This window comes from Mesorhizobium sp. M8A.F.Ca.ET.165.01.1.1 (assembly GCF_004792065.1).
In the GTDB taxonomy this organism is placed as follows: Bacteria; Pseudomonadota; Alphaproteobacteria; order Rhizobiales; family Rhizobiaceae; genus Mesorhizobium.
In genome coordinates, this window is record NZ_SRTH01000002.1 from 679737 (window position 1) to 692652 (window position 12916).

18 protein-coding genes, 1 tRNA gene and 1 pseudogene are annotated in these 12916 nt (G+C 60.6%); 9 read left to right on the forward strand and 11 right to left on the reverse strand.

Going from position 1 to position 12916, the window contains the following annotated elements; translation table 11 throughout:
- Positions 1 to 12: 12 nt before the first annotated feature.
- Positions 13 to 552 (reverse strand): J domain-containing protein, encoded by a 540-nt coding sequence (locus EN808_RS07955; protein WP_127280345.1) that lies wholly within the window; start codon positions 550 to 552, stop codon positions 13 to 15.
- 211 nt (positions 553 to 763) lie between these two features.
- Here EN808_RS07955 and EN808_RS07960 point away from each other — a divergent pair, with 211 nt between their 5' ends.
- Complete coding sequence (locus EN808_RS07960; protein WP_127280346.1) at positions 764 to 1051, forward strand: PilZ domain-containing protein; 288 nt, start codon at positions 764 to 766, stop codon at positions 1049 to 1051.
- 63 nt (positions 1052 to 1114) lie between these two features.
- Here the strand turns inward: EN808_RS07960 and EN808_RS07965 are convergent.
- The 4 genes and pseudogenes from EN808_RS07965 to EN808_RS07980 form a co-directional block, all read right to left on the reverse strand.
- A tRNA-Leu gene (locus tag EN808_RS07965) sits at positions 1115 to 1200 on the reverse strand.
- An 82-nt stretch (positions 1201 to 1282) separates the two neighbouring features.
- The gene (locus tag EN808_RS07970; RefSeq protein ID WP_127280347.1) at positions 1283 to 1609 is read right to left on the reverse strand and encodes a tyrosine-type recombinase/integrase; all 327 of its coding nucleotides are present in this window, start codon (positions 1607 to 1609) and stop codon (positions 1283 to 1285) included.
- Positions 1582 to 2124, reverse strand: a pseudogene (locus EN808_RS07975) (alpha/beta fold hydrolase); the annotation flags it as partial. The gene EN808_RS07970 and the pseudogene EN808_RS07975, both read right to left, overlap by 28 nt.
- Before the next feature lie 438 nt (positions 2125 to 2562).
- Positions 2563 to 3906 carry a phospholipase D-like domain-containing protein gene (locus tag EN808_RS07980; RefSeq protein ID WP_245512033.1) on the reverse strand — a complete coding sequence of 448 codons (1344 nt, stop codon included), beginning with the start codon at positions 3904 to 3906 and terminating at the stop codon, positions 2563 to 2565.
- Between the two features lie 178 nt (positions 3907 to 4084).
- Here EN808_RS07980 and EN808_RS07985 point away from each other — a divergent pair, with 178 nt between their 5' ends.
- Together EN808_RS07985 and EN808_RS07990 are read left to right on the forward strand one after the other, a co-directional pair.
- Complete coding sequence (locus tag EN808_RS07985; protein ID WP_127280084.1) at positions 4085 to 4594, forward strand: pyridoxamine 5'-phosphate oxidase family protein; 510 nt, start codon at positions 4085 to 4087, stop codon at positions 4592 to 4594.
- Between the two features lie 106 nt (positions 4595 to 4700).
- The gene (locus tag EN808_RS07990) at positions 4701 to 5015 is read left to right on the forward strand and encodes a low affinity iron permease family protein (protein ID WP_348629825.1); all 315 of its coding nucleotides are present in this window, start codon (positions 4701 to 4703) and stop codon (positions 5013 to 5015) included.
- A gap of 20 nt (positions 5016 to 5035) precedes the next feature.
- Here the strand turns inward: EN808_RS07990 and EN808_RS07995 are convergent, their stop codons facing one another.
- Positions 5036 to 5347: a hypothetical protein gene (locus EN808_RS07995; protein ID WP_127280082.1), complete on the reverse strand. Its 312-nt coding sequence runs from the start codon at positions 5345 to 5347 to the stop codon at positions 5036 to 5038.
- Positions 5348 to 5533: 186 nt separating this feature from the next.
- Between EN808_RS07995 and EN808_RS08000 the strand changes: the two genes are divergently transcribed.
- From EN808_RS08000 to EN808_RS08025, 6 genes are all read left to right on the forward strand, one after another.
- Complete coding sequence (locus EN808_RS08000; protein ID WP_189343634.1) at positions 5534 to 6037, forward strand: ferritin-like domain-containing protein; 504 nt, start codon at positions 5534 to 5536, stop codon at positions 6035 to 6037.
- Positions 6038 to 6060: 23 nt separating this feature from the next.
- On the forward strand, positions 6061 to 6507 hold the full coding sequence (locus tag EN808_RS08005; RefSeq protein ID WP_135915517.1) for an ATP-dependent Clp protease proteolytic subunit: 447 nt from the start codon (positions 6061 to 6063) through the stop codon (positions 6505 to 6507).
- Positions 6508 to 6528: 21 nt separating this feature from the next.
- Entirely contained in the window at positions 6529 to 6690 is a 162-nt protein-coding gene (locus EN808_RS36245) for a hypothetical protein (RefSeq protein ID WP_189524073.1), read from the forward strand.
- A 291-nt stretch (positions 6691 to 6981) separates the two neighbouring features.
- Positions 6982 to 7290: a hypothetical protein gene (locus EN808_RS08015; protein WP_135864186.1), complete on the forward strand. Its 309-nt coding sequence runs from the start codon at positions 6982 to 6984 to the stop codon at positions 7288 to 7290.
- Between the two features lie 12 nt (positions 7291 to 7302).
- Positions 7303 to 7800, forward strand: a complete 498-nt coding sequence (locus EN808_RS08020; protein WP_127280078.1) for a hypothetical protein — start codon at positions 7303 to 7305, stop codon at positions 7798 to 7800.
- Positions 7801 to 7854: 54 nt separating this feature from the next.
- Complete coding sequence (locus EN808_RS08025) at positions 7855 to 8778, forward strand: cytochrome c (RefSeq protein ID WP_135915518.1); 924 nt, start codon at positions 7855 to 7857, stop codon at positions 8776 to 8778.
- Between the two features lie 77 nt (positions 8779 to 8855).
- Here EN808_RS08025 and EN808_RS08030 read toward each other — a convergent pair whose 3' ends face one another.
- Genes EN808_RS08030 through ctaD form a run of 5 tightly spaced genes read right to left on the reverse strand, consistent with a single transcriptional unit; the run spans position 8856 to position 12906 of the window.
- Positions 8856 to 9272, reverse strand: a complete 417-nt coding sequence (locus EN808_RS08030) for a c-type cytochrome (RefSeq protein ID WP_127279974.1) — start codon at positions 9270 to 9272, stop codon at positions 8856 to 8858.
- Positions 9265 to 10143 (reverse strand): cytochrome c oxidase assembly protein, encoded by an 879-nt coding sequence (locus EN808_RS08035; protein ID WP_135915519.1) that lies wholly within the window; start codon positions 10141 to 10143, stop codon positions 9265 to 9267. The genes EN808_RS08030 and EN808_RS08035 overlap by 8 nt, the downstream gene beginning before the upstream one ends.
- Positions 10131 to 10439 carry a hypothetical protein gene (locus tag EN808_RS08040; RefSeq protein WP_135915520.1) on the reverse strand — a complete coding sequence of 103 codons (309 nt, stop codon included), beginning with the start codon at positions 10437 to 10439 and terminating at the stop codon, positions 10131 to 10133. The genes EN808_RS08035 and EN808_RS08040 overlap by 13 nt, the downstream gene beginning before the upstream one ends.
- Complete coding sequence (locus tag EN808_RS08045; RefSeq protein WP_127869445.1) at positions 10436 to 11038, reverse strand: cytochrome c oxidase subunit 3; 603 nt, start codon at positions 11036 to 11038, stop codon at positions 10436 to 10438. Before EN808_RS08045 ends, EN808_RS08040 begins: the two co-directional genes overlap by 4 nt.
- Entirely contained in the window at positions 11035 to 12906 is a 1872-nt protein-coding gene (gene ctaD, locus EN808_RS08050) for a cytochrome c oxidase subunit I (RefSeq protein ID WP_245525050.1), read from the reverse strand. The genes EN808_RS08045 and ctaD overlap by 4 nt, the downstream gene beginning before the upstream one ends.
- Positions 12907 to 12916: the final 10 nt, after the last annotated feature.

A 12916-nucleotide genomic window follows, 5' to 3' on the forward strand; every position in this document is an offset into this window, starting at 1 on the left:
CGGGATACCAATTCAGCCGGCGTGATCCAACAATCGGGTGGTGGCCGCCTCACGATGATGTTCGGAATTGACGCGATCGATGCCTTCCACGGTGATGGCGAACGTGCCGTTTTCCGTTCTGGCTATCCAGCCCTTCGCTTTTAGATACCAGAGGTGAAACTCGAGGTGCTCACGCGGACAGCCTGACATTCGTTCGAGCTCATCGTCGCCAATGCCAGGATTATTGACGTCCTGTCGGCGTTTTACATAAAGCAGTGAGAGCACCTTGGCTTGAAAGACGGAATCTCGATCGAGGTTCTTCGTGTTGCTCGCCTCGTCGGTCAGTCCGGCCCGCAGGTCCAAATGGGCCTTGTACTGAATATCGTATTGCGCACGCTTGACCGGATCCTTGAGCGTGTTGTGGGCCTCGAGAATATCGCTGAAGCGCGATTCATCACCGGTGACCTGGTTGTCGGGATGGTAGCGCATGGCAAAATGACGAAAAATGCGTTCTATCGTTTCCGAATTGGCATTCGGACTGATTTCCAGCATTTCGTAGAAGTCGACGAACATACCAGGCCTTCCCGTACCGTGTCTGTTCGGCTCTCCCCGCCACAGTTTCGGGCAAGCCTGGCGACGATTATAGAGCCGAATATTTCACGATTTGCTAATGTAAAGAACGTACAAAGGACAACAACGGAACTTCAGCAAAAACGTAAGACCTTTGCGTCCTGCACCGCAGACTTTAGTCTGATAGCGTTTCGCTCGTTAGAGGCAGCTTACCATGACCGACAAACCTTCTGAACCGCCAATTGAGCGTCGAAGTCACTTGAGAGAAGTGGTTTTGAAGGATGCGTTCATAATCACGCAGGATGGCGAAATAGGCTGCGCCGTCAGAAATCAGCATGAGCACGGCGCCGAGTTGCGTGTCGCCGCGGGGGTTGAAGTGCCAGCTAGCTTCCGGCTGCGCGTGCCGTTGGACGGTGCGACTTATCGAGCGGAAGTGCGGTGGAGAAAAGGCGAGCGACTGGGCATCCAAATCCACGGCAATTTCTCGCTGAAGGTCAGATGATAGGGGAGCCGGCCTGATATTCAGGGGCGCGCCTGCCAAGGGAGCGCAGTTCGATATTCAATGTGGTGCGGACGACGGGAATCGAACCCGTACGATCAGAGATCGAGGGATTTTAAGTCCCTTGCGTCTACCAATTCCGCCACGTCCGCCTGCTGCGATTACAAGCACTTAAGCGAGGTCCGGTCCAGCCACTTACTTTCACTTGGCACCGGATTGGCACCGACGGCCAGTTTACTGTTCCGCGCCTGTTCTCATCGCAGCTTCTATCGCCGCTGCCGCGCCTTCGTCTGATCTCTTGAACAAGTGCGCGTAGACCGACAGCGTGACGACGGGTGACGCATGCCCCAGACGGCGGCTAATTGCAACCACGTCGAGCCCGCCAGCGATGAGGGCGGAGGCGTGGGTGTGTCTCAAGTCATGGAAACGCACCTTGGGAAGCTCGATGGTAGCTGGCGCGCCTTCCGCGGCTGGCTTCCTCAAGCGGTCGATAGTATCGCGCCAGGCTCCCGAAACGCGAGACGGCGCTATTGCTTCGCCATCCGGGGTGCAGAAGACCAGCGCATCCTTGCCGAGCTTCCCGCCAGGATGGCGCGTTCGGGCTTTTCAGGCTGCGCGAAAAAGAACCAGTGGTACCAGTCGCGGGCGAATGTCCAATCGGCGCGTTCCAGATGCTCCAGCACCGGCAGTCCGTCTACCGTGATCAGCTTCCGCACCCTGTCGGGATGATCCATCGCCATCCTGAATGCGACCAGACTGCCACGGTCATGCCCGGCAACGACGAAGGTCTGGTACCCTAACCGTTCCATCATCTCCACCAAGGCCTTCGCCTTCGCTCGTTTGGACGAGTATCGGCTCGCCGGGTCATCCTTCGGTTGGTAAGAGCGCCCGAAGCCCGGAAGGTCAGGGCACAGGACGTTGAAATCGGCCACCAGCAGATTCGCGACTTGGCCCCACGTCATATGAGAGCGAGGATGGCCGTGGAGGAGCAGCAGCGGCGGACCAGATCCGCCATGCCTCACCCGTATCGGCCCACTCTTCGTTCCGATCGTTTCGAGCACGAAGTTCTCGAACATCCGCATATCCTTGGAAGGCAGCCGGGTTTCCAGTTAGGGAACTCGCCGCGTCCAAAATGGTTCAGACCGCTCGCGCAGTGGAACTCCCTGTAGTGCGGCAGATGCCATCCGAACGCGCCGACCCAGTGCTTGGCTGGCGGCGCAACAATCCTTCATCCTCGAAGGCGCCCCAGCGCACCTATGATCCGAGAGTTGCTGCCGGGGTTAGTGGCCATTCGGCGAACAATGGATGCGTACCCATCCGCTGCCTCCTCTTGCGGCTTCCACCGCCCGCTTGCCGCCAGGCAGAGCCTTTACAACTGCGGCACGGGCATCGCGGCAAAGGCCGGCGATCGCCATTGATGAGGCGCTATTGAGCGTGAAGAGATGCTTCGCCATAGGTTCACTGCCTCACCCGTTCGATCAGAGGCATACTAGTGCGGCTTGTCTGCACAGACGCTACAGCTGCGAGCGCAGTCTGCTCGACAACCAATCCGTCACCTTTTCAGTCCACGGCCGCGCTTGCCACTCTTCAAGACTGATCTGCCTCGACCGCCCAAGGTCCTGGTTGAACAGATCGATCTGAGTCTGTGCGAAATCCTTGCCGTAAATGTTCAGATTGGCCTCGTCGTTGAGACGCAGTGACCGCTCGTCCAGGTTGGCCGAGCCGAAGCTGGCCCACACATCATCCACGATTAACAGCTTGGGGTGATACATTGTCGGTTGAAACTCGTGGATGCGCACCCCGGCTTTGAGCAACTCGCCCCAGAAATAGCGCGAGCCTTTTCGCACGATAGGGACATCCGTCAGCGAGTTGGGCACGATGACGTCGACCGCGACCCCTCTTTTCCTGGCGTCCAAGATTTGCAGGATCGCAATGTCGTCCGGAACGAAATAGGCCATTCCGATCCGCAGGTGATCCTTGGCGGCAGCCATGGCGGCCAACATCATCAACTCCATGTCTTCCGAACCATTCGGCTGGGAAGCCAGGATCAATTGAGCGCTGAGTGATCCTGCGGGTTCAGAAGGCGGGTAGAATTTTTCTCCCTGCAAAGTTTCGCCTGCCGCCTCGAGCCAGTTCTCGGCGAACGCCGCCTGGAAGGCGGATACGGCGGGTCCTTCTACCTGATAGTGGGTGTCTCGCCACTCGTTCGGGTTGCGTGCGTCTCCCAGCCAGTTGTCGGCGATCCCGACGCCTCCGGTAAATGCGATCTTCCCGTCGACTATGAGCAGCTTGCGGTGGGTTCGATTGTTCACCCGATCCATCGTATACCAATGGACGGGTCGATAACGCTGAAACCGCACTCCGGCGCTGGTCATGACGTGGATCAAGTCTTCGTCGAAGGGCAGGCTGCCGACCCAGTCGACAAGCACGCGAACCTCGACGCCATCTCGCGCCTTCGCAGCCAAGGCCATGGCGAAGTCGTAGCCCACTGTTCCCGACCAGTAGATGTAGGTTTCCATATCGATGCTGGAATGAGCAGCATGGATCGCTCGCAGCATCGCGGGAAAGATCTCGTCGCCATTGACCAGGGTCTGTACGGCGTTTGCATCGAACATCTGTCCGTTTGAATAGCTGCTCATGCTCCTTGCGAATGCGGGATCCTCGGCATCGAAAACGTGTGGGACGATGGTGCGCAGCGCCCGTGGATTCGGCATCAGGTTAATCGCCGCCAGCGTGACCAGACCCGCAGTGATGGCAACCGCAAGATATTTGAGTTTATCGAGCCAGCGACCAAGCTTTGTCCGGGCGGCGACCGCCTTTCTGATAGCAGATCGCGTTCCAAAGATGCTCGGCCGCACGTCTCTCGCCATGTTCAAACGGTGAATTCGCCCGACAAGAACTCTCGATTGGGATGAGGGTTCCCGGATGGAATGGGCCGGGTTGGCTCCGGTCCGCGTGGTATCGCTCGGCGATTGAAGTGGAACGCCGAGACCCTCCCGGAGTTGTAGCAAATCACCCTGTTCCGAAGGACAACTGATGACCCACGATCAAGAGCAAGATAGCGACCTGACCCCGGTCCAGGCCACGGACCGGATTTGGGAGCTCGCCAGAGATATCGACATCTGCATGTTTGTGACGTGGGACGGGGAATACAATCGCGCCCGTCCTCTCTCGGCGCGCGTCAGGAGGGAAGAGGGCGCCATCTATTTCCTCGTCAATGACGACAGCGCCAAGAACAAGCAGTTGGCGAAATATCCCAAGGTAACGTTGGCCTGGAGCGACAGCAGCCACTACAAATACGTTACGATCTCGGGGTCGGCCGCAGTGACAAACGACAGAGGCAAAATCGCGGAGCTCTGGGAAAAGACCGACAAGGCCTGGTGGGAAAGCGCCAGCGATCCTGAAATTAGGCTTATCAAGGTCACGCCGGACGAAGGCGAATTGTGGGACAGCCCAGGGCTTGTCATGGCCACCGCGAAAATGGTTTTCGCCGCAGTTTCCGGGGCCAAGCCCGATGTCGGCGACAATGCCAAGGTGCAACTCTGAAAGTTCCGGTGAGGCTTGTTGCGGAAGTCGGAAGCGGCCTTGCCTCTGATGAGTCGTCGACTTTGTAGCGCGACGTTCGAGATCGATGACAATGGGAAACAATCAAGTGAGGAGCGCCATTACCAAGATCGGTACGGTGACGTCGCGACCGTACGCCTTTCTGGTGTTTTTTGCGTACACCGGACTTTGGCTGGTTTTCGAACGCAGCAGTCTCGACTGGCATGGTGTGGCGACGCTGGCGACCTGGGCGATGACGCTGTTCATACAGCGCGCCGAGCATCGGGACACTCAAGCCTTGCATGCTAAGCTCGACGAGCTGCTGCGCGCCTCTGCGAAGGCGGACAGCACGACAGCCAAGATCGACGACAAGGAACCCGAAGAGATCGAAGCCGAGCGAAAGCGGCGACAGAATGACCGCTGACATTGATCGGTGCGGAACGTTCAGCCCATCGATGCGGCGATGCCGAAAATCGCCGCTGCTACAACTACGACCGCGGCGATGACAAGTAACGGCCAATTCCGGCGCGGGCGCGGCGCGCTTTCCACCGGTCGCATTGCATTGGCAAAGGTAGCCTGGTTGTTGAAATCCGGCTCGCGCAAGGGAGCCGCAGCAGCGATACCCGGTGTGTCGGCGGCTTCCGCATCTGTTTCTAAGGGCGCTGCCGCGGGGTCGAAGCCGGGCGTCTTGTCATGCGTTTTGCCTGCCTGGACATCGCCTCGATCTTCGGATGGCGTTCTTCTGGTCGGGAACATGATGATACCTCCTGCCGCCGAACTTCTCCCCGGCATCATGGTTCCAATAGCCCCTTGTGAGCCAGCCACCTCAGCTTAAGGCGGAAGGCTACGTGCCGAGAAAGAGGGCGCCGACGAGGAACAAACCGGCAGCCTGGTGGTTGGATTGCAGCGTGCCTGGCACGCCCAATGGAGCAGGAGAGAGAGATGGCAGAAAGAAAAGGCTTGGAAGACCTGTTTTACGACGGCCTGAAGGACATTTACTACGCTGAGCGCAAGATACTCGCCGCCCTCAAAAAGATGGCAAAGGGCGCGGAGTCCGCCGAACTGACCGCCGCTTTCGAGAAGCATCGGGATGAAACCGAGGCCCAGGTTGAACGCCTGCAGCAGGTCTTCGACATTTTCGGCAAGCGACCCCAAGGCAAGGTCTGCCCCGCGATCGACGGCATTCTTGAGGAAGGGCAGGAGATCCTGGAGGAGTTCGAGAATGCGCCGGCCCTCGATGCCGGGCTCACAGCCGCAGCGCAGGCCGTCGAACACTACGAGATCGCCCGCTATGGGACCTTGGTGACCTGGGCGGGCCTGCTTGGCCTGAAGGATGCAGTTCCGCTTTTGGAGCAGACGCTCAAGGAAGAGAAGGCGACGGATGAAGCGCTGACGAAGCTCGGTGATGCGGGCGTCAATCAAAGGGCCCTGCAAGAAGCGGCCTGATTGGCTCGATCGAGGAACGCTACATGACTATCCATGAAGACGCGCGACCCGAGCGGGGCGCACGTGAGGAGGCAATGCCGTCGGGCCAGGGCCCGAGCCAACGGCAGCTGTTGTTCGAGCCCAACATTTCCATCAACGGCCTGATCAACGAGGGCACGGTGCCCTTCTTCCTTGGGCGCCTCCAAGACGTGCGCGATAGTGGCCAGGACATGCTGATGGAACTGAACACCAATGGCGGCGATGCCGACGCGGCGCGACGCATAGCTCATGAGATCCGGCTCTTTCGTCGCCACAGCGGCCGCAATGCTTATTGCGTCGGCAAGACGAATGTCTACTCGGCTGGCGTGACTGTGTTTGCCGCTTTCCCGAAGCCGTGCCGCTTCCTTACCGAGGACGCGGTTCTGCTTGTGCATGAACGGCGCATGGAGACGAACATAACCCTTAACGGCCCGATGAAGTCTTGCATCTAGATCATTCGCGAGCAGCTGGCTTTGCTCGAGACAGCGGAGCAATTGGAGAAGGAGGGCTTCACCGAACTCGTCGCCGGAAGCACGCTCAGCCCCGATGAGCTTTATCGGCGGGCGACCAAAAACTGTTACATCCACGCCAGGGAGGCTCTCGAGTTGGGGATCGTGGCCGGCGTGCTACGCTAGCGGGCCTTGGTAACGGCCGACACGCAGAATGCTGCCGCTTCGACGGTGGAACCTCCGTTCGCATAGGAAGTTTCGATAGGCCAATTCAAGGAGTCCCGTGATGCCCTCAGACAAGGTCCCAGCCGCTCCGGTCCCCGGGTCTCGCTCGGCGGTAAGGCAGAGCCGCCATCCCACGCCGTCTCCGGCAACGGAGAAAGTCTCCGGCGCTGGGCCGGCCATTTCAGAGCATTCGAAAGACGCCAAGGCGCCGAAATCGGGTCGTCAGCCCGGCGCCTACGTCAAGGATCGGACATGAACGCGGCGAACCTCCAACTCGAAGGCCTAATGATGGCGGTCGCGGCAATCAACAACGCGCTCGTCCATCGCGGCATGTTGTCGGTCGATGACATCGATGTGGCTTTGCGCAAGGCCGAAGCCTCCGTAACCAGCGATGAGCGCGTTTACGAAGATATGTCACCCGCCAACCGGGACGCGATCTGTTTTCCGCTGCGGCTTTTGTTGTTGGCCAATCGGGGGCAGTACGAAGCCGGAGTCCCGTCATTCGGCGAGTTGGCCCGGCAGGTAGGCAAGACCAAGACGCTTTACAACGACCAGATGTAGCAGGAGGATCGCATGCAAATCGTGGCTACCACTGTCGACCATGCCGGCACTCCGGTGGTGGAGTTCCAGGGCGAGGGAGGCGAACAGATCGCAGTGACCCTGGACGCCCCGACGACCCTGTCCGACGGCGAGTTGATTGCGAGGGCCAAGGTCATGCTGCTCCATGCGGCCCAATTCGAGGACGGCGCCCCAAACGGACCCTCCGAGCCCAACAACCGGGAGGCGTCCCTGTACACCCTCGAATACCAGGAAAAGGGCCGGATCCGCGCGGTAACCGGCTTGTCGTTTCCAAGCGTTCAGGCAGCTGCTGAGGAATGCAAACGCTCCGCCGAGGACCTGTGGCAAGACGCACTGTCACGGGGCGAAGCGCCGCTCGGATGGGCCGTGCGTGCGCGCGACGAACATGGCACGGTGGTGGCGACGGTCGACTTCGCTGACCTGCAGCGGGAGGCTGCCGCCGTCGATCCACGAAAAACCAGCAAGTCCGGCCCTGATGAGCCCTTCAGCTGATCGCTGACGGCCTGCACAGATCCGGCCGTGCGCGGATACGGCGGAAAAGTCCCAATGCGACTGCCCTCTTGGCCTACACTTGCTGTGGCGGTTCTGGCGGCCACGGGGCTCGCTTCGGCCACTTTGTGGTATCTGACCGAAGTTCAGGCGCCGTATTCGCCTGATGATCCGTTGTTTTCTGAGGCCGGCGATGCAGCGCGCGGCCAGCTTGTCTTCGCTGCGGGTGGCTGCGCTTCCTGTCATACAACTCCCGGGCAACCCGATGATTTGAAACTCGGAGGCGGCTTGGCGCTCGCCTCGCCCTTTGGCACATTTCGGCCGCCCAATATCTCCCCCGATCCAGTGGACGGCATTGGGGCGTGGACGGTCGCGGATCTTGCGAACGCGTTGATCGGCGGCGTCTCGCCTTCGCGGGAGCATTATTATCCGGTATTTCCCTATACGAGTTTTACCGGGATGAAGGTGGGGGATGTAAAAGATCTGTACGCCTATTTACGGACCCTCCCCAAAGTGGCCGGGCGCGCGCCGCCGCACCGCCCGAAGCTTCTTTTCCGCATCCGCCGGTCCGTCGGGCTATGGAAGCTGATGTTTTTTCGCCAAGGACAGAACGCCAGCCACCTCACTGGAGATCCCGTGCATGACCGGGGTGCCTACCTGGTTGAAACGGTCTCTCATTGCGCCGAATGTCATTCCGCGCGCAACGTTTTCGGTGCGATCAAACCGGATACGCGGTTTGCGGGCGGTGTCGACCCGCAAGGAACCGGCTTCGTTCCCAACATCACCCAGGCAAGACTGCGCGAATGGACCGAGGATGACATCGCCACCATGCTCGAAACCGGCGAGACGCCCAATCACGGCCGGGTTGGATCGTCCATGGCCGACGTCGTGAAGAACACCGCCATGTTGCCCGACAGCGACCGTCGGGCGATCGCACGCTACATCAAAGCCCTGTCGGCCGTAGCCACGCCGCATCCGTAAGGCCCCACCGTCGCGGGTCGATCTGCTTTCCGGTCTACGACTACCAGGATCCGCCAGGCCGGCGCGCCGGGTAGGTGTCATTGAGCGTAAAGATACGCGGCCAGGTCGCGGGCTTCTCGCTCCGAGATTCCTGTTACGGGCATTGCCGTTCGGGGAGAGAAGGTTTTCGGCGAGACGATCCAGGCGACGAGATTGTCGGGACGGTTTTCCAGCACGCCGGCAATGTATACGCGCTTCGATAGTTCTGTCAGCGGCGCGCCGGTCTGGCCGTCGGCACCTTCTATGCCGGGGATGGTGTGGCAACCCGAGCAACCGTAGCGACGGAAAATCTCTGGAGCATGGTCGGCATTGCCGCCGGTCATCATCCTGGCGGTGGCCGCCTTGGTGTTGTTGTCGCGCACGACATTCGTCGCGACAAGCGCGGCCGACGCAGCAAGAACGGTCACGGCGATGAAGCCGACCGGGCCGGAGATAAAGGCAGGATGGTCAGGCATTTTGCATCCCCCTGTCGCCTGAGCCACGGATCCAGAGCGCCAGCATGACCATTGCCACACCCGCATAGATGGTGCCGGCCGGCACCCACATGATCATGCCCGCCAGTTGCTGGTCTTCCAGGGGTGTCAGTCCCCACGCCATGGCCGTCTGCGTCTGCGCGACGTAGAGCACGCGCGGCGCCAACGCCATCAACGCCCCGAGCACGCTGGTGTGGATCATGGTCACGAACAGATGCCATGCGGCGACCCCATGGTCGCTTCTCCAGACCATCGCCCACCAGAACAGTATCGCCGTGGCGAGGAAGCTGAGATGCTGGAGCCGGTGCAGGGTCGCATCTGTCACGGCCGTGTCGAACAGGATCGGCACATGCCACGCCCAGATGGCCACGCCGTGAAGGATCGTCGCATTCGCCGCGCTCGTGCACCAATCCCATGGCCGTCGCAGCAGGGGCGAGCGCATTGCCGCAGCAGCCATGTGGCGCGCGCGCCTGGGCAATCCCCATAGCAGGATTCCGGCCGGCCGCGCGAAGACGATCAGCGGAGCCGAGACGGCCATGACGACCTCATGCTCGATCATGTGGAAGGTGAAAAGATGTTCCCCCAGCCAGTGCAGTGGGGACATCAGCGAGCCGGCGAGCGTCAGCAAGCCGCCGGCATAAAGCAGCGCACTGATCAGCGTGGCGCCGGGCCGTCTGGTTCGCCACGCCAGCCTTGTCACGCCCAGTCCAAACAGTATAGCGAGGACCGCGAGCGGCGTGACGATCCATGGATCGAACGTCCAGGACCCTCCAGCACCATGCGTCTCGTCGCCATGCGCCATGGCCGGAGTGGCGACCATGAACAGGATTGACGTGCGGATCAGCGTTGGCATGGGTCCAGCACCATTGCGGCCGTCCCCTGCAGGGCCAGCGCGAACAAAAAGGCGAGCGCGATAAGGAAGCCGGTATCGACGACGAATCGCCCGGTTTTTCCCAGTCCCGGCAATCCAACTCGCGACACGACGATGCCTGCGATCGCGAAGACGATCAGAAGGCCGCAGAAGATCGCGGTCCAAGAGACATTCTGCCGGCAATCCAAATAGGGCGTGACCTGCCCAAGCTGGGTGCTGAGCCCCCAGGCCGCGAGGGGAAGCAGAAGTCCGATGTGTCTTAGCCAGGTTTTGGTCAAAGCCGTGGGACCCAATAAAGGCAGGCATACATCGGCAACCACGTCGCGACCACGAAGTTCCAGTACATCGCATTGTCGTTGACGTCACCGAAGCGGCGCGGATTGTCGGCGTGTCGTGAAAACATCAGGCAGGTCAGCACCAGGGTCTCGACCACATCGGTCAGGATATGCGTGGTGTGGAGGCCGAGCATGACCCACACGATCGAGCCATAGGCGTTCTGGTCCCACTTGATGTGCATCGCGGGGAATTCGAAGGCGCGTAGGATCAGCGGCACAATGCCGACCAGCGACATGACGATCAGCCCGATGCGGACCTTGCGCAAATCCTGTTGGCGCGCCCAGCGATTGACGAGGATATTGGGCAGGACGCTCAGCACCAGGAACACCGTAAGAATCGTCCCCGCCAAAAGGTCAGGCGGTGCGGTATCCAGAGGCCACAGCGGCGCCAGGCTCATCAGATAGAGATAGACAGCAATGGCCAGGGCAAAGCCGGTGCCTTCGATCAGCATGAAGGCCAGGGTTCCCCACCAACTCTGGCTGGCGGAGCCGAGGCCATGCGGTGGGAGATCGGCGAGATCGATGACGATTTTTTCCTTCATGCTTCGTCCTCCGGCACGCCTTTCGGCCAGAACCAGCCGATGAGCGTGATCCCCAGCGGTATCGAGCCCCAGACGACGGCCCACGGGCTGAATATCGACCAGATCAGCATCAGCGTGGTGGCAAGTGCCGCCCATAGGGGCCAGATGGAGTCTCCGGGCGACGCCTCACGCGCTTCCGGCGATGCGTGAACGACGCTGCTGGTCAGCAGTTCCCGGCGGTCGACCCGCAGTCCGCTGGCGACCGGCACAGCTTCGATGTCATCGGACAAGGGATCGTGGCGATCCACTACCGGCAGCCGCGCGAAATTGTAGGAGGGCGGTGGCGACGAGGTGGCCCATTCCAGCGTCCTGGCGCCCCAAGGATTGGCTGGCGCCAAGGATCCTGATCTGGCGCTGCGTATGGCGTCGACGAAAAACAGCAGGAAACCCAATGAGAGGATGGCGGCGCTGAGGCTGATGAACAGGTTCAAACCGGACCAGGGCATCTCCGGCTGGTAGGTGTAGATGCGGCGCGGCATGCCTTGCAGGCCAAGAATGTGCATGGGGAAAAAAGTCAGGTTGAACCCCGTGAAGATCAGGCCGAATATCCAGCGGCCAAGCGTCTCGCTCATCATTCGCCCGGTGAACTTCGGAAACCAGTAATAGACCGCGCCCAGCAACGGAAACACCGCGCCGCCGACCAGCACATAGTGGAAATGGGCGACGACGAAATAGGTGTCGTGAACCTGCGTGTCGAAGGGAACGGAGGCCACCATCACCCCGGTCAGGCCGCCGATGACGAATATGACCATGAAGCCGATGACGAACAGGAACGGCGTCTTGAACACGGGCCGGCCGGCCCACATCGTTGCCAGCCAGCAGAAGATCTGCAGCCCCGCCGGAACGGCGATGGCCATGCTTGAAGCGGTGAAGAAACTCTCCCCGAGGCGCGGCAGCCCAGCGACGAACATGTGATGAACCCATAGCCCGAACGCCAGGACGCCGGTGGCGATCAGGGCCATGACCATGCCCAGGTAACCGAACACGGGCCGCCTCGTGAATGTCGCCACGATCGTCGAAACCATCCCCACCGCCGGCAGGAAGATGATGTAGACCTCCGGGTGGCCGAAGAACCAGAACAGGTGCTGCCACAACAGCACGTCGCCACCTTCGGCGGGGTTGAAGAAATGCGTACCTACCAGGCGATCCAGGATAAGGGAGGAGCTGGCGACCATGATCGCTGGCATCGCCATGATGACGAGAAACGACGTGACCAGCATCGACCAGACAAACAGCGGAATCCTGTCGAGTGACATGCCCGGGGCGCGTTGCTTGAAGACGGTGACGACGATTTCGACGGCCACGGCGAGTGCCGATACCTCGGTGAAGGTGATCATCTGCGCCCAGATATCGGCCCGCTTTCCGGCGCCGTACTCCGGGCCGGCGAGGGGTACATAGGCGAACCACCCGACATCGGGACCGGTGTCGACAGCGAAAGCGATCCAGAGCAGTAGCCCGCCAGCGAGATACACCCAGTAGGAGAACGCGTTGAGCCTGGGGAAGGCGATGTTGCGCGTTCCCACCATCAACGGCACTAGATAGATCGCCATTGCCTGCATGACGGGCACGGCAAAGAGGAACATCATGTTCGTGCCGTGCATCGTGAAGATCTGATTGTAGCGATCCGGGCCGATGAAGCGGGCTTCGGGTTGCGCGAGTTGCAGCCGTATCAACAGCGACAGCACCCCACCCAGGGCCAGGAAGACGAAGGCCGTGGTGACGTAGCGCCGGCCGATGATCTTGTGATCGACCGTGGACAGCGCGCCCCACAGCCCGGACGGCGTCGACCAGATCGCCGTGAGGCGACGGTGGAGTTCGGACCCTTCCATTGAACTGTCA